At 56.6% G+C, this 20615-nt stretch carries 24 protein-coding genes and 1 pseudogene; all 25 read right to left on the bottom strand.

The window, feature by feature from the left end:
- Nucleotides 1-7: 7 nt before the first annotated feature.
- Nucleotides 8-622, bottom strand: a complete 615-nt coding sequence (locus GKC68_RS00455; RefSeq protein WP_342656092.1) for a hypothetical protein — start codon at nucleotides 620-622, stop codon at nucleotides 8-10.
- Nucleotides 623-707: 85 nt separating this feature from the next.
- Nucleotides 708-1058, bottom strand: coding sequence for a hypothetical protein (locus GKC68_RS00450; protein WP_342656091.1), 351 nt, complete (start codon nucleotides 1056-1058; stop codon nucleotides 708-710).
- Nucleotides 1059-1119: 61 nt separating this feature from the next.
- A complete protein-coding gene (locus GKC68_RS00445) occupies nucleotides 1120-1506 on the bottom strand; it encodes a DUF6750 family protein (RefSeq protein ID WP_342656090.1) in 387 nt (128 codons plus the stop codon).
- A gap of 75 nt (nucleotides 1507-1581) precedes the next feature.
- Nucleotides 1582-2121, bottom strand: coding sequence for a conjugal transfer protein TraQ (traQ, locus tag GKC68_RS00440; protein WP_342656089.1), 540 nt, complete (start codon nucleotides 2119-2121; stop codon nucleotides 1582-1584).
- Nucleotides 2122-2130: 9 nt separating this feature from the next.
- Nucleotides 2131-2877: a conjugal transfer protein TraP gene (gene traP / locus GKC68_RS00435; protein WP_342656088.1), complete on the bottom strand. Its 747-nt coding sequence runs from the start codon at nucleotides 2875-2877 to the stop codon at nucleotides 2131-2133.
- A gap of 172 nt (nucleotides 2878-3049) precedes the next feature.
- Nucleotides 3050-4183 (bottom strand): conjugal transfer protein TraO, encoded by a 1134-nt coding sequence (gene traO, locus GKC68_RS00430; RefSeq protein ID WP_342656087.1) that lies wholly within the window; start codon nucleotides 4181-4183, stop codon nucleotides 3050-3052.
- Between the two features lie 2 nt (nucleotides 4184-4185).
- Nucleotides 4186-5177 (bottom strand): annotated as a pseudogene (locus tag GKC68_RS00425) (DotH/IcmK family type IV secretion protein).
- Nucleotides 5178-5186: 9 nt separating this feature from the next.
- Entirely contained in the window at nucleotides 5187-5879 is a 693-nt protein-coding gene (locus GKC68_RS00420; RefSeq protein ID WP_324022309.1) for a DotI/IcmL/TraM family protein, read from the bottom strand.
- 9 nt (nucleotides 5880-5888) lie between these two features.
- Nucleotides 5889-6236 (bottom strand): hypothetical protein, encoded by a 348-nt coding sequence (locus tag GKC68_RS00415; protein WP_029571112.1) that lies wholly within the window; start codon nucleotides 6234-6236, stop codon nucleotides 5889-5891.
- Nucleotides 6237-6258: 22 nt separating this feature from the next.
- Nucleotides 6259-7692 (bottom strand): hypothetical protein, encoded by a 1434-nt coding sequence (locus tag GKC68_RS00410; protein ID WP_342656086.1) that lies wholly within the window; start codon nucleotides 7690-7692, stop codon nucleotides 6259-6261.
- Complete coding sequence (locus GKC68_RS00405) at nucleotides 7641-9707, bottom strand: helix-turn-helix domain-containing protein (RefSeq protein ID WP_342656085.1); 2067 nt, start codon at nucleotides 9705-9707, stop codon at nucleotides 7641-7643. Before GKC68_RS00405 ends, GKC68_RS00410 begins: the two co-directional genes overlap by 52 nt.
- Nucleotides 9680-9934, bottom strand: a complete 255-nt coding sequence (locus GKC68_RS00400; protein WP_342656084.1) for a DUF5710 domain-containing protein — start codon at nucleotides 9932-9934, stop codon at nucleotides 9680-9682. The genes GKC68_RS00405 and GKC68_RS00400 overlap by 28 nt, the downstream gene beginning before the upstream one ends.
- 29 nt (nucleotides 9935-9963) lie before the next feature.
- Nucleotides 9964-10254: a hypothetical protein gene (locus GKC68_RS00395; protein ID WP_029571110.1), complete on the bottom strand. Its 291-nt coding sequence runs from the start codon at nucleotides 10252-10254 to the stop codon at nucleotides 9964-9966.
- Nucleotides 10251-10553 (bottom strand): hypothetical protein, encoded by a 303-nt coding sequence (locus GKC68_RS00390; RefSeq protein ID WP_342656083.1) that lies wholly within the window; start codon nucleotides 10551-10553, stop codon nucleotides 10251-10253. Before GKC68_RS00390 ends, GKC68_RS00395 begins: the two co-directional genes overlap by 4 nt.
- Nucleotides 10535-11416 (bottom strand): plasmid transfer ATPase TraJ, encoded by an 882-nt coding sequence (gene traJ, locus GKC68_RS00385; RefSeq protein WP_342656082.1) that lies wholly within the window; start codon nucleotides 11414-11416, stop codon nucleotides 10535-10537. Before traJ ends, GKC68_RS00390 begins: the two co-directional genes overlap by 19 nt.
- Nucleotides 11416-12240 (bottom strand): type IV secretory system conjugative DNA transfer family protein, encoded by an 825-nt coding sequence (locus GKC68_RS00380; protein WP_342656081.1) that lies wholly within the window; start codon nucleotides 12238-12240, stop codon nucleotides 11416-11418. Before GKC68_RS00380 ends, traJ begins: the two co-directional genes overlap by 1 nt.
- Nucleotides 12237-12707, bottom strand: coding sequence for a DotD/TraH family lipoprotein (locus tag GKC68_RS00375; RefSeq protein ID WP_342656080.1), 471 nt, complete (start codon nucleotides 12705-12707; stop codon nucleotides 12237-12239). Before GKC68_RS00375 ends, GKC68_RS00380 begins: the two co-directional genes overlap by 4 nt.
- A gap of 197 nt (nucleotides 12708-12904) precedes the next feature.
- Entirely contained in the window at nucleotides 12905-14320 is a 1416-nt protein-coding gene (gene pilV / locus GKC68_RS00370; protein WP_342656079.1) for a shufflon system plasmid conjugative transfer pilus tip adhesin PilV, read from the bottom strand.
- Nucleotides 14320-14688 (bottom strand): prepilin peptidase, encoded by a 369-nt coding sequence (locus tag GKC68_RS00365; protein ID WP_342656078.1) that lies wholly within the window; start codon nucleotides 14686-14688, stop codon nucleotides 14320-14322. Before GKC68_RS00365 ends, pilV begins: the two co-directional genes overlap by 1 nt.
- A 305-nt stretch (nucleotides 14689-14993) precedes the next feature.
- On the bottom strand, nucleotides 14994-15458 hold the full coding sequence (locus GKC68_RS00360) for a lytic transglycosylase domain-containing protein (protein ID WP_128392594.1): 465 nt from the start codon (nucleotides 15456-15458) through the stop codon (nucleotides 14994-14996).
- Nucleotides 15459-15507: 49 nt separating this feature from the next.
- A complete protein-coding gene (locus tag GKC68_RS00355) occupies nucleotides 15508-16047 on the bottom strand; it encodes a type 4 pilus major pilin (protein WP_342656077.1) in 540 nt (179 codons plus the stop codon).
- 74 nt (nucleotides 16048-16121) lie between these two features.
- Nucleotides 16122-17237, bottom strand: coding sequence for a type II secretion system F family protein (locus tag GKC68_RS00350; RefSeq protein ID WP_342656076.1), 1116 nt, complete (start codon nucleotides 17235-17237; stop codon nucleotides 16122-16124).
- Nucleotides 17234-18754 carry an ATPase, T2SS/T4P/T4SS family gene (locus tag GKC68_RS00345; protein ID WP_342656075.1) on the bottom strand — a complete coding sequence of 507 codons (1521 nt, stop codon included), beginning with the start codon at nucleotides 18752-18754 and terminating at the stop codon, nucleotides 17234-17236. Before GKC68_RS00345 ends, GKC68_RS00350 begins: the two co-directional genes overlap by 4 nt.
- Nucleotides 18755-18759: 5 nt before the next feature.
- Nucleotides 18760-19320 carry a type IV pilus biogenesis protein PilP gene (pilP, locus tag GKC68_RS00340; RefSeq protein WP_342656074.1) on the bottom strand — a complete coding sequence of 187 codons (561 nt, stop codon included), beginning with the start codon at nucleotides 19318-19320 and terminating at the stop codon, nucleotides 18760-18762.
- Nucleotides 19307-20614 (bottom strand): type 4b pilus protein PilO2, encoded by a 1308-nt coding sequence (pilO2, locus tag GKC68_RS00335; RefSeq protein WP_324022287.1) that lies wholly within the window; start codon nucleotides 20612-20614, stop codon nucleotides 19307-19309. The genes pilP and pilO2 overlap by 14 nt, the downstream gene beginning before the upstream one ends.
- Nucleotide 20615 lies beyond the last annotated feature (1 nt).

The raw sequence follows: 20615 nt of genomic DNA, 5'->3' as shown, positions 1-20615 counted from the left end.
ATAAGTGTTAAGAGGCGGGGGGAAAGTGGAAAAACAAATAAAACAAAATTGTCGGCAGAAGGAAAAAAATCAAAATGTACATTGAAATTCGTGTTGTCAGTTCATCATGACTCCGGCCATCCCCTAAGATTATCAGCACTGACAACCCACACAGGGTATAAGTGCGCACTGACAGGGAAACAGCAAAGATGATCTGCAACAGCGGGATAAAGAACATCAGAATAAGTATCACACTATCGACGATACCCGTATCACGCCATGTCGGACCTTTTTGAAACCATGTCGGCGCGTATCCGATGCCAGGGCGCGCCCGGAGTGCTGCGCGTTGCATCTTTTTCAGTGCATCAATCATGGACTGAATTTCAGCTTCCTCTGTCGTACCTCGCCCCTTCTCCCTCACCAGCTGAAACTTCTCCTGACGAATATGATACGCAAGCGCTGATACAGCGTCTGGTTCCGGATAACCTGATGGATGATTATCCAGGCGCATTTCAGTGATAACCTTCAGCGCAGCACGGCGTCGCCAGCTCGCTGAAAACACCATTTGCTTAACGTTTTTAAGTATGTGCCACAGGCTACTGCTGATATTTCCAGCGCAGTCAGGATCTGGCAGGTCATTCATGAGGAATCCCTCAAGCGTTGTATATAACTTCCCGGGCAAATGGCCGTACGGGCACAGTGTTCTGTGCCCTCCCTGCATCTGACTGTCATTTAACACTGACATCGTCTTTTTTCCACGCCGGCCAGCCCGTTTTCTCCTGAACGCTGCAGGTCGCAGTGGCTGTGGTACCCCCCTCCTCCGTAACGATTTTTGCCCCCTGACTGTACGATTTGCCGTTCTGCCAGCAGACCCCGTTCTGAGCACTCTGACTAAGCAGCGTTGATATCTGTTGCAGTCGACTGGCGATGACCTGCGCAGTGGTATTGAGCTGGTCGAGCTTGTAACAGTCGTCATCGTCATTTACTGGAACGCTGACCAGCCGGTCAGCAAAAGCGCCGGCACTGAGTCCGGTAAATAATGTGATGGCAAGGAACGTGCGACAAAAGCTATTCATCATGGAACTCCGGCAGGATTAGTGAGAGATGTGAAGGAGCCGTCCTGCAGGACGGCTCAGGGCGTTAACCGACGGCGACTGGATTCATATTGATCTGGACCATGCCCCGCTTGATGATTTCCGGAATTCCCATCAACAGCAGACCGATAATAAGGGCACTAATTACCATCCAGGGCCTGATCTGCGGATTGTTCTTCATGGCCTTGATGGAAAGAAGACCACCTGCAAAGGCAAAGAACCCGATAACCTGAACAATGGTAATGCCGCTGGTCTGGACAGACTTGGCACCCTCGGCACCATACTTGACCATATCAGCAATATCACCGTCAGCCATAACCACCGGTGAGATAAGCGCCATACAGGCACACACACCGCGCAGAGTCAGTCTGCGCAGGGTTTCAGACAGCATGAGCGCGCGCAGATAAGCCGCGCAGTAAAAGCGAGTAAGCATAATGTTTTCCTTTTGTGAAAAATGGCCGGATGGCCGTTGAGTCCGTCCGCGTGGACGTAAGGCTGAACGGCCGCGTCAGTGCAGGCCGAGAGTTTTCTGAATGGCGTCAAGCAGATAGGGGTTACACACAAACATCACGCCGATGATAAATTTGATGACGCCCTGGTTGACGTCATTGCCTGCAGTTAACCCGGTGTGCCCGTCTTTTTTGGAACGGCGAATCTGCAGTACTCCGGAGAGCGCAAACCACACACCAATCATGCTTAGCAGGGTCAGCAGGGCATTGGCCGCAACCGCACCCTGTCCAAATGTACCCTGATCAACGTAGCTGATGGCGTCAAATGAGACCTGCCACCCCACCTGACGCGCACCCGCGCCGATAAGCTGGTCGAGCCCTACCAGGCAGCAGCACAGCAGTATCCAGGCCAGTACATCACCGCCGCTCGCCGACTGTCCGGGCGCCTTGCGGGCAAGCCATGACTGCCGGGCAAGGAAGCCGCCGGCGCCGAGCACACCAAACAGCGAACCCAGCGTCAGCGCAAGGGCAATAAAGGCACTATGTAGCCCGGAGGCCAGGTTGGCCAGCATCTGAATGGCATCAGGAGAACCTCCCATAACGCCTCCTTAGCGCAGAACGCCGGCGCTGGTCGTGACGCTACGCTCAGACGCGTTGATATCACGCACCGTCACGCCGCCAAGGCTGTCGCCTGGCTGCACCGCCCACGTCCGGCCCTGCCAGCTGACCCACGCCATGCCGTCCTGCAGGCCTTCCAGCCGCATGCCAGCGATCGGCGAGCGCGCAGTTCTACGACCCGCGCTATGCCCCGGCGCCTCCGCTACGGGCCGAACGGCCAGCACGGTCACCAGGTTACCCAGACGGGCGTTCTCCTTTGCCACCCCGTCAAGCTGCTGCTGTAACGCGGCCAGCGCTTTCGTCTGCGCTTTAACCGTTTCCGACAGACGGCTGATGGCTTCACGGTTGGCCGCCTCAAACTCGCGGCTTTCCCGAATTTGTGCGTCCAGGTCTCCGGGTGTGCTGGCGCCGGCACCGTTGGTGCCTGCCGTCACAGGGACGCTGAGACCACCGGTCTGCAGCGGTACAGACGCAACGGGCGCCGCGGCGTGCTGCTGGGCCGCAACAAGGCCGGCATCCTGCCCGAAAGCCCGCTGGCTCGCGTCCTGCGATGAGGACGACGGCCAGAAAAGGTACCAGGCGGCGACGCTCAACCCCACCACAATGGCCAGAAGCCAGGGAAGGGAATACCCAAGAAATACCGGGCGCGTCAGAAAGCTCTGCTGTTGTGGCGCGGGCGGGGGTACTGCCGTTGACACCGGTGCAGTAACCTCTGGCTGCGTATCGAATTCAGTCACGGTTGGGTACCTCTCTGTTCAGCGGCGCGGATGCGCGCCTGAGTTTCCGCACGCAGGTCCGCGGCGGTCGGGGTCGGGTTGCTGCTCAGGGGCGCGGGCGCTGTAGTGGATAAGCTGGTTGCTGAGGGTGCTACCCCCTCAGGAGGGAGCGCATCCGTGCTGTACACCGGACTCATGAACTGAATGGCCACCACATCGCCATTGTGAACATAGACGGTCCGGTCCGGCACCCGGGCAGCATCGTTCGCCAGCACTTGTCCCGCCCGCTGGGCCATCCCCCGGCAATAACCCCCGCCACAACCGTGGGGTCAGGCAGTCCGGGACGGGCTGTGACGGTGTTGAAACCGTTGCTCAGCAACTGCGTGTTGGACTGCGCATAAAGCTGCCCCGCTTCACCTGCTCCGCCGAAGATAGAAGGCAGCACGATGCGGCGAATGTAATGATGGTCAACGTCGCTGGCGATGTTGGCCACGAGGGTTTTGTCATCCAGTGCGTAGGCGTCCACTTTGTAGGACTGCCCGTTCAGCGTCATGGTGGTGAAGTGAATGATGACGCCGTCACCGGAGAGCTTCGCCCCCTCTGGTGCCTTGAGTGTCGCACCCGCATACTGGCCCGTCTCAATGCATCCCAGCACAGGCGTTGTGCCGTTGTCTGAATCTACCCCGGTACAGATTTTACCCGGACCGCGCCAGTAAGGTGCGACCACAACAGAAGCCGGCGTTGTGTTCGCCGCGTCCTGACGGCTGCGCGCTGCGGCCTGCTGCACGGCGCTGCCCGGCTGCGAATCGCGCCAGGCCGCCCAGCCACTGTCCTTACCACCCAGCAGCTTCGCTGTAGGCAGAACATCTGTTTTTGGCTCTGCCTGCATCTTCGCGAGCAGCGCATTCAGCGACTTTGTTCGCACCTCAGCCAGCGCCTTTTCCTGCTCCTGCGTGCGACCGCTGCTCTGCGGACGCGACGGCGGTGCGGACGCAGCCACCGGTACAACCGCTGGCGTCGCTTTTGGTGTAATCACGTCCTGCTGCAGCGGGATGCTGGCGATAAAGCTCCTGTTCTGAGCGGCGGCGGCCTCCGCACCCTGCGCATTGCTTTCGCGGAGCCTCGCGCGATATTCCGGTTCCTCCTGCGTGGTGATTTGTGTGGTGGAGCTCACCCGGGTCAGGTTTACGCTGGAGACTGCTGCCGGCGGACTCGCGTAGTAACTCCACAGCCAGTAGCCGCCACCCGCGATAATGATGCCGCCGCCCACTATCAGACTCATCATTAAGCGGATGTTACTGACGCCGGTATTCTGTTGATCGCTCATGATTACTCCAGGGCAATGCTGAGGGCTTCGGTACGCCCGTCAACGGAGAAGGCCACACGCGGCGTAAGCGGCAGCTTCCACAGGTGCGTGCCGTCGGCCGAAGAAAGCGTGGTGTCGAATTCGTCGCGGATTTCCGCGCGCGAGCGGATATAAAGGTCATCACCCTGCTGCCACACCGCCGTGTCAGGCACGCTGCCGGTGGTTTTAAGGCGCTTTGCCCCCGCCGGTGGCACGCCGTCAAGAAACGCCTGCAATACGTCGTCGTGAAGGCCAATGCGTGAGGGGGCGGTGCGTCGGGGGCCGCACCTGGACCACGGCGGGGAATGCGCAGGTCAAGACGCGCGTCCACCGTCCAGGTCTTTTTCGCGGTGTCGGCCTCGCCGCTCATTACGCTTATCTGCAGCGGCACCGGCAGGCCCTCCAGCCCCACGGTCACCAGTGTGTTCACAAAGTCACGCTTTGCGATGATGACCATGAATGACATGCCGGGGATCCACTGCACTTCGATGTCAGGGGAACCCGGCACCGGCTCACCGAGGATTTTCCAGGGCGCGCCGGTACTGTCGATAAAACTCACCGTAGCAGGCCAGTTCACCGCGGTGCGCACCAGCGGCAGGCTCGCGCCCGGCTGCAGGCTCACGGTCTGTGCGCTGATGCGCGGCACGGCTGTGATGCCCGGCGTGGCCAGCGCCCGGTTCTGCTCAGTCTGCTGCGCCCGCAGGCGGCGGATTTCATCCGGCGTCAGCGGAGAGATGGTCGCCTCCGCCTGATCGTATGAGACCGACGTAGGCGGCGGGAGTGACTGTCCGGGCTGTGGTCCTGCGGCGGCCGTACTGCCCGCCGCCTGCGAGGATGTGCTCTGTCCACCGCCCGCGGCGGCGGTGGAGTGCCATCCACCGCTTGTGGCCGCCGCCGGGGCCGTACCCGCTGACGGGGCGGCGCCCGCACTGCCGCACAGCGCCAGCCACAGGGCAAGCGTGCGAAAGTTGCTCATAGCCTTTCCTTATCCTGCGTTGTTGGTGATGGTCTGCGTGACCTCAAGGCCGCGCGGTTTAAGCCGCGTGTCCGTCTGCTGGATGCGCAGCGTGAAAATGTAGCGAAGCGGCGGGGTACTGCTGTTCTGACCCTGGAGGCGTATCGTCACGGGGTACTGGAATTCCCACGTATAGCGTCCGCCGATGACGCCCCGGCGGGTAATGACGCCCGGCTCCACGGTATTGGTCAGGTTCATCCGCTTGTCCTTGATGAGCGACAGGATGTTAGAGCCGGTGACCAGCGCCTTGTTGTAACCGGCAAATCCTTCCTCGGAAAAGTCTTTGGACGCCGCCGTTATCTGGTCGCGGTAGTGCACGAAGTCGAGGGTGAAGGCCTGGCTGATGGTGTCCGCGCCGAACTGACGCACGTCGCTTTCGCTCCAGACCGGCTTGTTCGTCGCATAAACGGGCGTGATGCGCCCGCCCTCCGTGGCGAAGTAATCCTGCGGCTTGGTTACGTAGAGGTAAATGAGCACGCAACAGGCAATGCTTAAAATCACGTTGACTAAAAGGCTCCAGCCCAGTTTCTTCAGGCAGCTGCGCGCGAACTCCGCACCCAGCGACCGCGCGTGCTGCGCCTGCACCGCATGTTCATACGCTGCCGGATCGGAGATAGCGCCTGCCGTGGACGCCGCAGGTACGGCCGTTTCAGGGTTTTGCATGGGTTCTCCTTACATTCCCCAGGACTGCCACGGGTCAATGTTGGTCGGCAGGTTGCTGTTGATTTTGTCGCTGAGCGCCCCGCAGACTTTCTCTGACGCCTTGTTCATGATGTCCTGCAGGCTCGGGAGGTTCGGCAGGCTGATGGATATGTTGCGGATGCCGGACAGGCAGCTCTGCAGCTGATCTGAGGTCTGGCTTTCACGGGCAGCCCACGCATCGTTCGCTTTTTTAGCAGCGTTGTAGCCCGCTTCGCTACCGGTCTGTGCAGCGCTGCCGGCCCGGCAGGTGGCCGCGCTGGCCGTAAACGTGGTGCACAAAAAGACCGCCACAAGGGCGGTCGAAATATACTTTTTCATGTGATGTCTCCGGAGGGTTCGATTACTGCGCCGGCCGCGGCGGCGTGACCGGTGCTGCCTGTGGTGCTGCTGCCGGCTGCTCCTTTACCCAGCCGGATTCTGCTTTATAGCGCTCGTCATACCCAAGGCGGGCGTGCAGCGCGGCGGGTACGTCTGCAGGCGCGTCGAGCTTAGCCACTCGTGGCTGCGCGTCGCCAGTGAGGCGCCATGCTATCTGATCACGCGTAACCGGCTGACCGCCAACGATGTTTACGCCGTTTCCGCTTCCGACGGGCTTCGCGCCTTCCGGCGTCAGCAGGTTCACCACCATCGGCGGCGCCTCCGCACTTCCCGGCAGACTGACCAGCACATGCTGATAGACCCCGTTCTGGCGCACCACCCCCTGCAGATAATCACCGTCGCCCTGTACCAGCACCAGGTCAGGATGGCCGTCATTGCCCGTTGCGGACATCACCGGCGTGCCGGCTCGATCATTATGGGCCGGGCGCGGTGCCGAGAGCGCGTCACCGGGCCGATCGCTGCCCTGACCGTCCGGTTTCACCCAGTAGAGCCCGTCGGCAGGCCTGGGCGGTGCATCAATATTGAGTCCGAGACGTTGCACCAGCTCAAACTGGATCTGGGTGTAGCGGTTCACGTCCACGGCCGCGAGCGGCACCATTTCAGCGGTTCCGGTTTGTACGCGGGTCCCGCCCAGTGGCGCCAGTGACCACTGGTTTCGATGCGTCTGCACATGCTCATAGTGCGTGATCACGCCTTCAACGTTTTTAATCGGGTTTTTAATAGTAACCGGCTGCTGGCCCTGCCACTGCAGTGTCACCATGCGGCCGGGCTGGAGGTTCGTCTGACGCAGCAGACCAGCAAGCTCCTTGCCCCAGAACGTATGCGGCCCTTCTTTAGTCTGCAGGGTGATGAAAGTGCTGTCGCTCTGGCCGGTTTCAAACCGGAACGGCGCCTGACCGCAGGCGGTGACCTTGCCGGTGACCGGCTCCCTGGCTTTTTCAGCCGGCGTATGGACCGCAGGAGAAATCTTCGGTACAGCGGGCTCCGGTGCCGCTGCAGAATTCTGTGGCTGTTGCTGTGGTTGTTGTGGTTTTTGTGGCTGTGACGCTGTCACGTGCTGTGTGTTTTGCACGGGCTGCGTTGCCGGTGCTGTCGTGGCTGACGACGTGACGGGAGGTGCCTCAGTCGCACGCGGTGCGCCCGGTTCACCACGCACCGCATCAGCAGGCGCGACCGGTGTCACCGGCTGGCCCGCAGCGCGCCGTGCAGTATCCAGGTCTGCCTGCTGCATAGCGTCCTTCATGCTCACGTTCAGCTTATTCGCCACGATGACGCCGATTGCAAAAGCTTTAAATGCGTCGCTGCCGGTGAGTTCGATGCGGCCATGATAGTAATTGGCGGCGGTCAGCAGCGCCGCGAGCACCTTCTCTTCATGGTTGCTGGCACCTTCAGCCATGACCAGACGGGTCCCCGGTCAATAAAGGCGGGTTCACCGTCCAGCCTGAACAGCACGCTTTTATCGTTCGGCTGCTTTTCATACGTAATGCGACTCAGCAACTTATCGGCATCAATGCGGGAGGCGGTTGCTCCGGAAGAGGCCGGCGCATCTTCGTCCTGAGGCGCCACGCGCGGTGCCCCAACCAGAATCGCGTTCTCTTCACCAAAAGCACTCTCTGACGGCGAACGCGTGGTGTCAGCGAGCATATCAACTTCAGTACCCGGCTCTGATTCCGTTGGTTCGCCCTCATCAGAAGGCTGAGCCGCCTTTTCATTTGCGGCATTTACCGGCAGCGTGTCACTCAGGGGATTTTGGTCATAATCCACCCATTCCGGCCGGGACTCCTGAGGCTGATTATTCTGTGCCGCTTCCTGTTCCTTTCCGGCCCGGAGCAGGTTAAGCGTTTCAGTCATGCCCAGATTCATCTCAGCCGCCACTCTGGCCAGACTCAGGCCCTGTCCGGAAAAGGCCATTGCGCGAGCAATATCTTCCGGATTCAGGGTCGCGCGGGTTGTATTTACTGCCGGTCCTGTCGTCGCAGCCGCTGCGGGTTCAGGCCCGGCATCGTTAAAGCCCGACTCGCTGATAACCGCAGCCGGGAGCTCATCGCTGGTGACGACAGGTGCGGTTACCCCTGAACTTATATCAGCGTTGTCTTGCGTGGATACTGAGGCTTCTGAGCCTGTATTTTCAGGCGCTTCAGCCTGCTGCGCCTTCAGAATGCGGTATACGCTGGTCTGCGAAACATTGAATTTCTCCGCAATCTCCGCAGGCTTAAGACCGGCTTCGCGTGCTTTGAGAATCTCGCCGGCCTGCTCTTTTGCAGAACCCGGACGTCCGGCCGTTTTCGGACTTACAGGCTCCGCCCCCTGAAGGGGCTTATCGTCCACTGGAGCGAGTGCCGGTGCTGGCGCACTGGCACGATTTAAAACCGGCTCAACCGCCGCAGCGGGTGTGGCTACTTTTTCTGGGGCAGGTGAATTCTCTGGCGCAGGTTTAGCGTCGTCAGATGTACTCATGTTTTTCTCCGGTAGACTTAGCCGCTCAAGGGCCTGTGAAATCTGGGGCATTAGCGTGGCACGCAGACTTTCCATACCACGTGAAAGGTGTATGTCGTTGAAGTCTGTATATCCGGCTCTGCGTTCTGCATCGGTGAGGTCGGGAAGTATGAACTCCCCGCCAGTATTGATGGCCGACTGTCTGGCCATCACTAAACCGGTGTTAACAGGTTTAGCGTGGTCATTATCTGCCATGAAAATATGCGGGCTTGTGGGATACCGTTCACTCAGCACCCTTGCAACATTGAGCATGTTGCCGGCGTCGATAGTCATGACCACTGGATGACCGGTTAACATGTTCAGGCTTTTTGCCGTCGCGTACCCTTCGGCGTAGAGCACCGGTTCACCGTCTGTAAGACGCCCTCCCACCACGAAGAAATTGCCCACCTTGGGGGCTTTCTCATACAGCGTTTTTTCGCCATCCGGAGGGATATACTGCAACGTGCGAAAATTACCGTTTACGTCGTATAAAGGAATAACCAGAGCACCATTATTGGTCTGCCTGAAATCAGGCTCGGCGGCGACACCCTTTCGAATCAGGTAGGGGTGATTTGGGTCGGCTGCTGGCAATTTGCTGTATAGCCATTTTGCTTTAGCCGTCTGCCGGGCATGTGTTTCGGCCAACTTCCTGGCTGAATCATCTTTTGATTGCCTCGCCAGTGCCTTCATGTGCAGGCGTGCAACAGGGTCTGCCTCTCCCCCGTTTCCGCTCGCTTTCCACTTTGTAATGTCCTTATGAGTGGGGGCGGTCCAGTAATTGATAAACCACCCTCCGGGTTTTCTGCCGTTAAGAAAACCCCGGTAAACACCGTCACCATTGCCTGCGGGACCGTCAGTAACCGATACGCGATGAATTTCACCGTCCATAACCGGCAAACCTTCAATCATCAGGCCTGCGTTGGTGAGCGCATCCAAAAACTCCTCGTGGGGATCCCCCCGCTGCTGCGTATCGTCGGATCGGGGAGCCAGTCTTTAATACGTTTTAAATCCGTGCCAGGCCGGGCATACCAGAGCTCGTCCTCTTTACTCCATTGAATGGCGTTACGTCCGTCGTCTAACTTACCGCCCTGCTCTTTTGCTTCTTCCCGTTTGTCATGTGGGATGGCCAGCCAGATACGTTTTTCTGGAATCGTGTCACTCATGATGACTCCGTGAATATGATTAGTGTCGGTTATTCACCGTCAGTAAACCGGCGATACCACCATGGGCGGCCGCTCAGACTTTTGCCGCGTAGAAGACGAACAAAGCGTGTCAGCATTTCAGTTACTCCCCAGCCAAACATTTTCACCACCCGAAATACGACGATGATGCCGCTGACAACATAGATGGTGTTCATGGTTGGGAAGCGGAACCAGAAGAGATAAAGCAGAAACAGCCAGGCGGGGATGCCGACGAAGTCCAGCGCGCTGCCGGCATACCGCCAGAAGCCCGGCGGATAATCCTCTTTTCTGAACACACTCATGCAATACCCTCCTCAAATTCGCGCCTCTGGCCTGGTGACATCACCACGGCCAGCTCGGATTCGGCGATACGACCTTCACGGTACAGCTGCCAGGCCTGGTCAACGATGCGGCGTTTCTCAAGACGGATAATGCTGTTGATGTCATGGCCCCACTGCGACCAGGGCTTTGCAGCGAGCTTTTCACGCAGGTAATAGTCGAAAAGAATAAATTCACGCACTGCAATGCGTTTACCGTCAGTGGTACGCAGCAACCTTTGAACAACCACGTACTGCAGCACACTCAGGAGTGACCACGCCATGGCATCCCGGCTTTCGAAGGGAAACTCGTTAATGAGTCGGGGAACACTTCGCCCGGTGAGTTGATGTGCGTGGTGGAGAGCATCAGATGGCCCAACTGGCCAGCGCGGATGCCCGCGTCGATGGTCTCCCGATCACGCATCTCCCCCACACCGATAACCGAAGGCGCCCGTCGCAGGTCAGCGCGGATGCCGGTCGCAAAGTCGGGAATGTCTTTGCCCACCTGTGACTGCAGTGGCGGCAGCACGTCGCCCTGACGCCCCAGGATGAACTCTATCGGGTCCTCCTTGGTGGTAACCTTGCGATCGGGGTCCGTGTCCAGACAATACCGGTAAGTGGATGCAAGCGACGTGCTCTTGCCCGAACCAGTGATACCACCCCACAGTCCTATACCCTCTGACGGCAGAATGTTACCCATCAAATCCGGCTCCAGCCCCAGGCTTTCCAGCGGCGGTATATCAGACGGAATAACCCGTAGCGTCCAGCCGATGGTGCTGTCCTGACGTCCCGCCGAGCCCTGCAGCAGGTTTACGCGAAAACGTATCCGCTCGCCGCGTTTCAGCCCCCAGCGACCGCTCATGTCGCCGTCAAGCTGAATTGCGCGGTCAGACGGCACTCCGCCCCGCACCATGGGTCGCAATTCTGGGGTAAAAATCTCATCCATCAGATTTGCCATCGTGTCGTCTGCCACCACGAAGCGGCTCGCTTTGAGCAGGCGGCCGTAACGCCCCACCACAAAGTGGTTGTCGCCCTGCAGATGAATGTCGCTCACGTTGTTACGCGCGCACCACACCATAAAGCCGCGCAGCGTGTCGGCATTAAGTCCACTGCTAAAGTCATAAGGTTCGAGGTCTTGGGCTGACATTATCGTTTCTCCGTATTGATGATCGGCTTCCACTTCGCCTTATCGGTGACGAAGCCGGCGCGGGACTCCAGACGACGCTCTCGGTCACCTGTAGTGAGTTTGTTGCTATCGCCAGTGACTGTCTGCTGACGTTCGGTCACGACCGGCGCAGTGATAAGGTTCTGGCGGCGCAGCAATACATACTGGAGCATGCCGTTGTAATCACGCGTCAGGCGGTTGACGTTGGCCTCCAGCGTCTCATCGGCACTCTGGCGTCCCTCTGCCCATCCTTCATTTACCGCCGCCTGCCAGATGTCGCGCTGCACACCATTCTCCGGAATAAGTCCGCCCGCTGGTTCGTCCGGCGGCACGGTGCTGAGCCCGGCCATCAGCCAGCTGCGCCACGTCGGCGGGTTGCTGACGAAGCGCTCGGGCTGGATGATTTCGTAGACGTGGCTCGCGGTGCGGATCTGATCGGATGTGACGTGCGCCACGTCCACCGCCTCGGTGATGACTGGCGGCAGCCAGCCGCGGGCGCTGATGAGTGGGCGGAAGTCATAGGTGATGTCCAGCTGCTTAGCGCGCGCCTCCAGGTCACGGCGCAGCTCCCACGCGCGCTGCGCCTTGCCACCACGAAAACCAGTGGTGCGCCCACCTTCGGTCAGCATCTGACGGCGGTTGTCGGATACGTCAGACGTATCGCGCTTTTGCGGTGACAGGTAGGCTTCCGGCCCCGGAGGCGGTGCCCCGTCAGGGCCGGGTGTAGCGGCCGTCCGTGTAAAGTGGAATCCCGCGCAGCCCGCCAGTAGTGCGGGCAGCAGCAGGACAAAGAGTCGGGCTTTCATCGTCTGCCTCCGCGACGCTCGGGAATAGCGCTCATGAATTCCATAACCATCTGTCCGGGATAGCGGCGCAACGTGGCGCGCCATGCGGTCTGCATTTCAATGATGCGCAGGAGGTTGGCGTAGGTGACGTACTGAACATCAATGTTCACTGGCAGTGGCAGACGAACACCGACATAACTGAATTCATCGCCACGGGCCCATGCCAGCGCACGAAGAAGTTCAATCGCATCCCCGTCCCAGCGTAGAGTTAAGCGATCGCTGTCCGACCGTATTTCTGCAACAGGCACGGGGGCGCCGTTGTCCATGGTCCCCTCCATCCACAACTGCTGCCGCTGCATTGCCACGCGAGAGGCTGACAGAGAAGACGCTGTGTTTGCTGTTTGGGTTTCGGTTCTGGAATTCATGACCGACTGACAGCCGGACAGCATCACGACTGTCATGCAGACAGCCGGCAGGAAAATTTTCATGGTTTCTCCGAAAAACTCAGGAAATGAGTACTCATCCAGGCGCATGCACAAAGACAGCAGTTGGTCAGAACTGAGTTGATAAGCCTTTAAAGAGTGACAGGACAAAAGTTGAATTCAGGTTATTAACCAAAAATTTGGCCTTCAGTCAGCCTCTGGTTAATGGCCAGTTTTTGTCTGAAATAAACTAAGTGAGCTGATTACTGGTAGGTGTAGAGATTAAATGTGCCGGGATTGCAGCCATACATGGCCAGAGGGTTTGAAACGACCTGATAACCAGTATTAGCTGGCACCTGGAACGTGATGAATCCCGATTTAGCCCAGCCAACATTATTATTTGTCATTGAGGCTACCGGGACCCCACCGGCCCAACCCTGAAGATCCATTGTGTTTGAACAGTCACCATCGTTTATCTGTTTATGCACGGTGGATTGCCCGCCGGTCGCATAAACAGTGAGCGTATAAGACGAACTGTTATATCCGTTATACTGACCAGTAAAGTAACCAATACCGTTATACTGACCATTGGATTTGACGCCTTGCCATTTGTTGTCCTTACAGTTGAGCAATCCACCTGACCCGTCGCGGCTGATGTTCCCGTTTCGGGGACACCAGGTATCGGGACTGTTCACCTGATTGAGTTCCAGCTGGCCCCCGACATTGATGTTGGCTTCTGAGCTGAGATAGTTACCCCTGATCTGACCGCCGGTATAAATATTTTTATTGTTCACCGAACGAACCCAGTCATTGTCCGACATGTAGAACCCACCACCGTAAGTTTCGTTCAGCCAGCCTTTCCCCCCGCGCGTAATGACCCAGCCATTGTTGCTTCGGATATCGTTATTTGCAGTAATGCCGTTACTCGCATTGACGTTATTCCCGGCATTCACATCACCGGTAAAGGCGCCGGTGGCCGCATTCACTGTGCCGCCGTTATTAATATTGTTCCCGTTCATGTCAATCGCGGTATGCATACGATTCAGGTCTGGTCGTCCATTAACCTGATAGCGATAAAGCCTGTCGCTTTCGTCTGCATCAGTGCCCAACGCGTCTGCAGAAAGGAAAGCTGCCAGTCTGCCCTGCTGCGCGCTAAGTCCATAGTCGGTGAGTCTGGCCTGCCATCCGCCATCAGCACCAATAGCCATATTTGATGGCCAGATATAACCGCCCATGCCTTCGGAATCAGCCGCTATCTGACGCAAGCCCTTGTAAGGAATATCGCTTCCGCCAGTTGTCAGTACAAATGCAACCAGTTGCCCGGCCTGCCCCGGGTCTCTAGCGATCGCCAGTTGATAGGCTTGTCCGCTGTCATTGGTCAGTGAAAATCCGGCAGGTAAATATCCCTGAGCCTTAAGTGTCGCGCCTGAGATCGTGACTGGCCCAGAGCCCACCTGATTTAGAAGGGTGTCACGGTTATCACGGATATAGCGTTTCCCCGCCTGCGCCACAAAGCTGAGGTGAGAAGCAACCCCCGTCCAGACTTTTTCCTGCTGGTTCTCGGCATACCTGTCCATGGAGCCCGGTAAAACCATTAATACAATGGCTAACACCATTATGAGTTGCAGCAGCATACCGCCGCGATGCACTGAACGCGGTTTACGTGGCAAAAATTTCATCAGAGCACTCCGGCCAGTAGTTGTGGGTAGAAAAGGCATACGCCGCTGAGGTAACCGAACAGGGCTGGCGCAAAGGGTTTAGAGGTTTCGCGGGTCAGAATGGCGCACACGCAGCATAAGATGAGTCCTCCGGATGCTGCATAGCATGCACTTCTCCACGGCATCCAGGCGCACAGTCCGGCCATAAGGTAGACGTCTCCCAGTCCCATGCGCTCCTTACGATGGCGATAGTTGGCAACCCACCTTACTGCTGCCGAAAGGCAGAACGCAGTTACGCTCGCTTTTAACGCCTCTGGCCATGTCAGGACTGCACCCGGCAGAGCAGAGGAAAGCAATCCTCCTGACCAGAAGGCAACCGTATAGCGCATTGGCAGCCACTGGCAGCGGAGATCTGTAAGAATCATGGGGACTGCAAACACTAACAATACGACGCTACGCCAGACTGTGGTTGCTGACAGGCTGCCTGGGTATGTAAGTAACCAGCCGGTACAAATGAAGTAGACCAGTGCTACAGGTGCCAGCTGAAATACTGAAAGAGGAGGACCCTTGAATGTATGTAAAAAGCGGCTTGCCCTGTAGGCCTGCAATACGAACAGCCCAGAGCAAACGGCTATCCATATCCCGAACGTTGCGCCGTCTGGAGATGAAGTCATTTAGGTGTTCCGGTGAAAGGTCAGCGACTGGCCAGGTATTCGGCATAAACTTTGCGCGCATAGATCATGCGGCGAGCTGAGTTGTCATCGGCAAAGCCAGCGTTATAACTTCCGAGGCATTCCCAGGTAACACCACACACCTGCAGATGGCGCGCAAGAACCCATGCACCAACCATCACGTTCAGGCAGGGTTTAGTAAGCAGATCCTGCTCGTTGTTAAGCACGCCCATGGCTCGTAATTTAGGCAATTGGGTAGAGTTTATCTGCATCAGGCCGTAATCCCGGCTTGTGATACGCCCCTTCTTATCGCGGTTATAATTGATAGCCCCGGGGTTAAAGCGGCTTTCCACTTTGCTAATCGCGCGAAGAAGGAGGGGATCAATATGGTACCTTTCGCCAGCCTCTTTGTAGCAGAAGGCCTGTGCAGGCTGAGCAAATGTAAGCCAGAGCCCTGCGGCTAAAAGCAGGGACAGAAGTCTGTTCATAGTGCGTAATCCACCCTGTAAGATGCCGGGGTTACACCCCGGCTTTTCATCAGGTATTACTGGTAAACACGATTGTGTTAGTCCCGTCAGAACCACTGTTAGCGCTACACTGAGCAACGGCAACGGCTGCACTTACCACACCACTGGTCACAGAACCGTTAATAGTGGTTGATGCGACGTTATTGGCTGTGCTGAGCTTTTGCACCATTTGTGAGCAGGCTTCAACCGGTACTTTCATGTAGGTCAATGAAAAGGCCGTGTTCTGTCCGCCGCTTGTACTGACTGGCTGAACAGTCACTGCCCCACCCCAGGTGTTATTCAGGGAAGCACTTCCCGATGCTTTGGTTCCGATAACAGCCATACTCCCGGGTGCGCCACCAAATTTTATAAGTGCTCCGGTCATGTCCGACGCACCACTGAACTGATAAGCGCCACCGGTTTTCAGCATTCCTCGGGCATTAGTCATAATCGCGCTGGCATTAGACATTTCCTCGGAATAATCGGTTGAGTTAAAAAGACCATTTCCGGAGCCATATATAGCGACCAGGATAACCATTGAAATGGCGCTGACGATAATAGCTTCAGGCAAAGTGAGAGCCCCTCGGTGAACCGAAGGGCGTTTCAGAGATAGAAACATGGTGGAACCTCTTTTGGGTGAGTAATTTAACGATTACTGATGATGCTGTTCAGATCTTGAGTTGCTATGAAGGTAAGCAGGAGATAACCGGCTGTAACGAGCATGCCTGCCAGCTGAAACAATGTGCAGACACGTTTGATGCGGCTTATGGATTTTTTCAGCCACATACGCGCAAAGTTTTCAATGTTATCCTCACCTCCAGGGCCAGAAGTAAGCATGATGAGACGGTCAATCGCCTCACGCGATGGAAAAGCATATCCGCTGTCAGCCAAAGCAAGCCCCAGATGTTTACCTTTAGCAACCTGACGTTTGGTGGCAACAAGTCGCTCATACAACCAGGGAGGAGCATGCCTGCTGAGTTTATCCAGTGCATCTTCAGTTCTGACCTGAGCACGCAGTAGAGCGCTGAGATTCAGTAAAAATGACACCCCCTGCATTTCTCGGTAGAGACTCCATGGAAAGATATGGTCTAGGAATTTGCTTCTGACATAGCCGGTCAGCCGGGGAAGCGACCATATAACCCAGGCAGTAAATGCAAATAAACCTGCACCTAACACGTAGCGGTTATCCACGAAAAAATTTGTAAGAGAGCCCAGCCACCAGAGTGATCCTACCCAGTTTTCTACAGGACTGAGTTGCATGAGACGCGGCAGAAAACGGTCATGCACCATTTTCATCATGTAAAAAGTGCCTGAGAGCAACATCACCGGATAACTGAGGTTAGCCAGCGCGGTGACTTTCATTTCTCCAATACCTTTCACAACTTCGATTGCTCTTAACAAAGCCCCGCGCAGATCTTTCGCTTCCCGCCCGGCTCTGAGAATGGTCACTTCTTGCCTGGGAACCCAGCCATCAAGTCCCCCATCCAGTCCACGCCCACGCTTCAGTGCATGACTTATGTCTTTGAGGCACAGCAGTAAGGGGTCGTTTTTACGACGCCGGCTGCGCTGCATGCCAGCGACAGCGTCTTCCGTCTTTTGATTATTCTCAAGTAAAAAGGCCAGATCCTCATATAAAGTCGTGCGGTCACTGGTGCCGAAGGTTTTTTTTGCAATCCAGCGGCCCAATCCATCGGAACGGGCTGTTCCTTTTGCCATTGAACCTTTAAATCGTTCCCGCAATAACCGGATAAGATCAGTCATACATACCCTCTCTGCAGTATCAGTTGCAGTTCATCAGCAGGCAGGATATTCAGATCGTCGTCGTCGAGAGGACTGAATTTATCGGAGTCAATGGGGTCAACTAAACCTGCAGCAATGTAGCGTTTGAGATGCATACCGCGGGTAATGCCGCTCATGTGATGAACCCAGTAGCTGCGCGCGACAAGCTTACTTCGCTCCCGGTAAAGCTGCATGAAACGGGCATCCGGTCGAATAACTTCAGCGATGACTTTACGCCCTGTAATACCATGCCAGCAGCCAGGAGCGGTGCAGCCATCATGATTACGGAATGCAACGGTCTCAAGGTCGCAGTGAGCTTCAACAAGCTCACGGTCATCTTCAGTGAGATGATCCCTGACGTCTTCCCATTTCTTTTTGCATGAAGGGCAAAGTATTTGCACAAGACGCTGTGCGATGAGGCCTATCACGACCTGGGGGTCCATTACCATGCCTGGAGCAATCCCGAGGGTATCTGTAAGGCGATCAATAATGCCGGTGGCATCATTAGCGTGCGTGGTTGTCTCCACAAGAGTGCCACTCTTCGCTTCACTGATACTGGCGTTGGCTGACCAGGTATCCCTTATTTCACCAACCACCGCGGCGTTGTAATCGAGTCGCTTAAGCGCGGCAAGGCGACGTTGCCAGGCCCGCGTTACTGATTCCGGGTCATTGCGGTCAGCAATGATAGTGGTCTGAACAGCACCTTTAACTTTTCCTTCAACAGGATCTTCAACAGTAATCAGCCTCCGTTTGCCTTTAGTCTCTTCAATATACATCTGGCAGAACGTACGCATCGTTGTGCTTTTACCGGAGCCTGTGGGGCCCGCAGTGATCATGATCCCTTCTGGTCGCTTAAGCATCCGGCGAATGAGTTTCTGCTGTTCTGGCAGGTAACCCAGCACATCGAGTGAGGGGATATCGTCGCTTTCATCAAGAATGATACGGAGCACCACGTAGAGACCCGACTCAGTTGGTACAGCCGAGTAACGGGCTGCATAGAGACCGATATCCTTCACAAACTCGTTACGTAGCCGTCCATCCTGCTCATCACTGGCACTGAACTGCTGTGGCCCGCTGTCGAACATGGACATGACGATCGTTGAAGCAAGGCTCATGCCTTCATCGAAAGTAAGCTCTGACTGCAGTTCCAGATCACCATGGACCCGGAATACCATCGCCGTAACGTCCCCTACACCAATAAGCATGTGCAAATCTGATGCGTGAGCTTCGCCCGCTCGCCCCAGGTATTCCACCACTTTCCTTTGCTCAGCAGACCAGTCTTCTGAAACGACAAGCCCTTTTCGACCCGACTGAAGTTTTCGCAACTCACTCAGGTGGACAGGTTTCAAATCGATCTCAGGGCGGGTCCTCATCGCACGGGCGATTTCAGACATAACAGCAGGGCGGGTTCGGTGTTCATTTGATACATAAAGCCGTTCCTGTCCAGGAACACTCTCATCCAGATATAACCAGCTGACACTCTCTTCACTAAACTCCATCGGTATTACCCCACAAAGGCCAGAGAGATGAGTCCTTTATCAGGACTACTGACGGTCACTTCACTGAAAGTGATCTTTGCCACCGTCCAGGAGGTTCCCGGTATGCGGCTTCCTGCCTGGACACGCACCTGGTTACCGCTATCGAGCTGTAAAGTGGCTGAAAGTTGCTGCCCGCCGGATATCTCGACAATGAGAGGCAGCGTTTTGCTCTCCTGTGCCGGTTTGGCTGAGGCTGTATCCTTCAGCGCGGTAGTTGCCGGTTGAGGATTGAAGGGGGCACCTAACACCGCGTCATATCCGTTTTTCTGCAGTTCGTTAAGCGCCTTGGCCTGCGCAAGTTGTGCTTCGTACAGCAATGTCTTGGCCTGAATATCCTCAAGCCTTCCCATACTGTTGTCCCGACTGAGAGTACCGGGCTGAGCTGCTGCCGGTGCAGGTGCTGCTTCAGTAGCCGGATTGTGCATCTCATTTTGCCCCGGTCTGTTCACATCCTGCTGGCTGGCGGTGACCAGCTGGCTGGTCATCAGCGCGGACAGCAGCAGGTAACGCCACTTATTTCTCTGCATAGAGCATTCCTTCGAGGGTATAGGTCAGCCGGCTGCTGTGCAGTTCGGCTTTGACAGAACTCAGCCGCAGCCCGTTGCCTGGAAAACGCGAGGCATCAAACAGCCTGTCAGGCGGGATATCGGTAATGAACGTGAAGGTGTATTTCTTCCATGGAAGAGGAACGCTTTCATTGCCAACGTTTTGCACCAACAGTGAAGGCTCACTGAACCGCAGACTTGCCCGAAGGCGCTGCGCGTAGCTGGTCATCCTTCGAAGCTGTTCGTCACCCGGCAGCAGCGCCTCTGGCGCAGAGGAAATAAAGTGAACATCTTCTTTGAACGAGGCGTCATCTGACGGGCCAGGCATATTAAAAAAAGCCTGTTTCGCCGGCCCGTAGAGCTGCGGCAGCCGGGCGGCAAAATCTCCAACCGTCCCACCATCCGGGAGCGCATAGTGAAGCGTCATTTGCCCGGAGGACTCACACGTAGCTCTGCTGAAAACCCAGCCTGCTATAGACAGGGGTGCTTCACGCCATTCTTTCACACAGGCATTGAGCATTTCTGAAAAGTCAGGCATGCCGCCCCAGGGCTTTTTAAGGCTCCCGGGTCTCAATTCTGCCGCTTCTCGCGTCCGGATTAACTCAGCCTGAACCCATGCGTCGTGTTCTGCCTTTTTTTTGGCCTCAAGCAAATAGTTGCCGTACCAGACTGCAACCGCCCCCACCAACATCAGCATGACGACCCAGGTTGTCGTACGGTCTTCTGTTTTAAGCAACCTGGCCTGTTTTGGCACTGCAGTCGGGAGCAGCGCTGCAAGAGGTTCCTTTCGGGCTTCAGGCTTGGCCATGAGGCCGTCAGGATCAAATACCGTCCATCCGGATGGTGGCGCAGGGGAAGTCGCGCAGAACCGTTCCGCAGCTCTGATGACCGTTTCAGCATTCCCCGTGACGTCGCCATAAGGAGAAGGATGGCCGCCTGTTACAGCCATGAACCAGCACAGCCCCCCTGGAAGGATAAACACCCCCCAGCAGTCAGCTGGCACGTTCCCGAGCAAGGCCACAGCCAGTGAAGCCGGACGCTTACCTTTAGGAATGGGCAGGGCTTCACTGGACAGACATCCTAACCAGGTCCCTGGATCATCAGTAGTTCCACCGGGCAACGCCAGCCAGTGACCTGCATACATGTCCCGGGCCTCAATGCGCATACGCCGGCGCCCACGAACAGACACCCAGTGCCATTGTAAGCCTGCCACAAGTACAAATTTACCCACGGGGACGAAGCTTACTGCATCCTCTGTCTTCATTTCTGACGCCATA

The organism is Pantoea sp. RSPAM1 (assembly GCF_038816185.1).
Taxonomy (GTDB): domain Bacteria; phylum Pseudomonadota; class Gammaproteobacteria; order Enterobacterales; family Enterobacteriaceae; genus Pantoea; species Pantoea ananatis.
Note: the sequence above shows the minus strand (reverse complement) of the source record. Positions and strands in the feature narration are given on the sequence as shown.

Excerpts from the sequence above, each read along its gene's own strand:
- GKC68_RS00345 (WP_342656075.1), bottom strand. The coding sequence starts at position 18,754 with ATGGAGTTTAGTGAAGAGAGTGTCAGCTGGTTATATCTGGATGAGAGT.
- GKC68_RS00380 (WP_342656081.1), bottom strand. The coding sequence starts at position 12,240 with ATGAAAGCCCGACTCTTTGTCCTGCTGCTGCCCGCACTACTGGCGGGC.
- GKC68_RS00455 (WP_342656092.1), bottom strand. The coding sequence starts at position 622 with ATGAATGACCTGCCAGATCCTGACTGCGCTGGAAATATCAGCAGTAGC.
- traJ (WP_342656082.1), bottom strand. The coding sequence starts at position 11,416 with ATGTCAGCCCAAGACCTCGAACCTTATGACTTTAGCAGTGGACTTAAT.
- GKC68_RS00400 (WP_342656084.1), bottom strand. The coding sequence starts at position 9,934 with ATGAGTGACACGATTCCAGAAAAACGTATCTGGCTGGCCATCCCACAT.
- GKC68_RS00415 (WP_029571112.1), bottom strand. The coding sequence starts at position 6,236 with ATGAAAAAGTATATTTCGACCGCCCTTGTGGCGGTCTTTTTGTGCACC.
- pilO2 (WP_324022287.1), bottom strand. The coding sequence starts at position 20,614 with ATGGCGTCAGAAATGAAGACAGAGGATGCAGTAAGCTTCGTCCCCGTG.
- GKC68_RS00390 (WP_342656083.1), bottom strand. The coding sequence starts at position 10,553 with ATGGCGTGGTCACTCCTGAGTGTGCTGCAGTACGTGGTTGTTCAAAGG.
- pilV (WP_342656079.1), bottom strand. The coding sequence starts at position 14,320 with ATGAAATTTTTGCCACGTAAACCGCGTTCAGTGCATCGCGGCGGTATG.
- GKC68_RS00365 (WP_342656078.1), bottom strand. The coding sequence starts at position 14,688 with ATGCGCTATACGGTTGCCTTCTGGTCAGGAGGATTGCTTTCCTCTGCT.
- traO (WP_342656087.1), bottom strand. The coding sequence starts at position 4,183 with ATGAGCGATCAACAGAATACCGGCGTCAGTAACATCCGCTTAATGATG.
- GKC68_RS00445 (WP_342656090.1), bottom strand. The coding sequence starts at position 1,506 with ATGCTTACTCGCTTTTACTGCGCGGCTTATCTGCGCGCGCTCATGCTG.
- GKC68_RS00350 (WP_342656076.1), bottom strand. The coding sequence starts at position 17,237 with ATGACTGATCTTATCCGGTTATTGCGGGAACGATTTAAAGGTTCAATG.
- GKC68_RS00420 (WP_324022309.1), bottom strand. The coding sequence starts at position 5,879 with ATGCAAAACCCTGAAACGGCCGTACCTGCGGCGTCCACGGCAGGCGCT.
- traQ (WP_342656089.1), bottom strand. The coding sequence starts at position 2,121 with ATGGGAGGTTCTCCTGATGCCATTCAGATGCTGGCCAACCTGGCCTCC.
- GKC68_RS00395 (WP_029571110.1), bottom strand. The coding sequence starts at position 10,254 with ATGAGTGTGTTCAGAAAAGAGGATTATCCGCCGGGCTTCTGGCGGTAT.
- GKC68_RS00360 (WP_128392594.1), bottom strand. The coding sequence starts at position 15,458 with ATGAACAGACTTCTGTCCCTGCTTTTAGCCGCAGGGCTCTGGCTTACA.
- pilP (WP_342656074.1), bottom strand. The coding sequence starts at position 19,320 with ATGCAGAGAAATAAGTGGCGTTACCTGCTGCTGTCCGCGCTGATGACC.
- GKC68_RS00375 (WP_342656080.1), bottom strand. The coding sequence starts at position 12,707 with ATGAAAATTTTCCTGCCGGCTGTCTGCATGACAGTCGTGATGCTGTCC.
- GKC68_RS00450 (WP_342656091.1), bottom strand. The coding sequence starts at position 1,058 with ATGATGAATAGCTTTTGTCGCACGTTCCTTGCCATCACATTATTTACC.
- GKC68_RS00410 (WP_342656086.1), bottom strand. The coding sequence starts at position 7,692 with ATGGCTGAAGGTGCCAGCAACCATGAAGAGAAGGTGCTCGCGGCGCTG.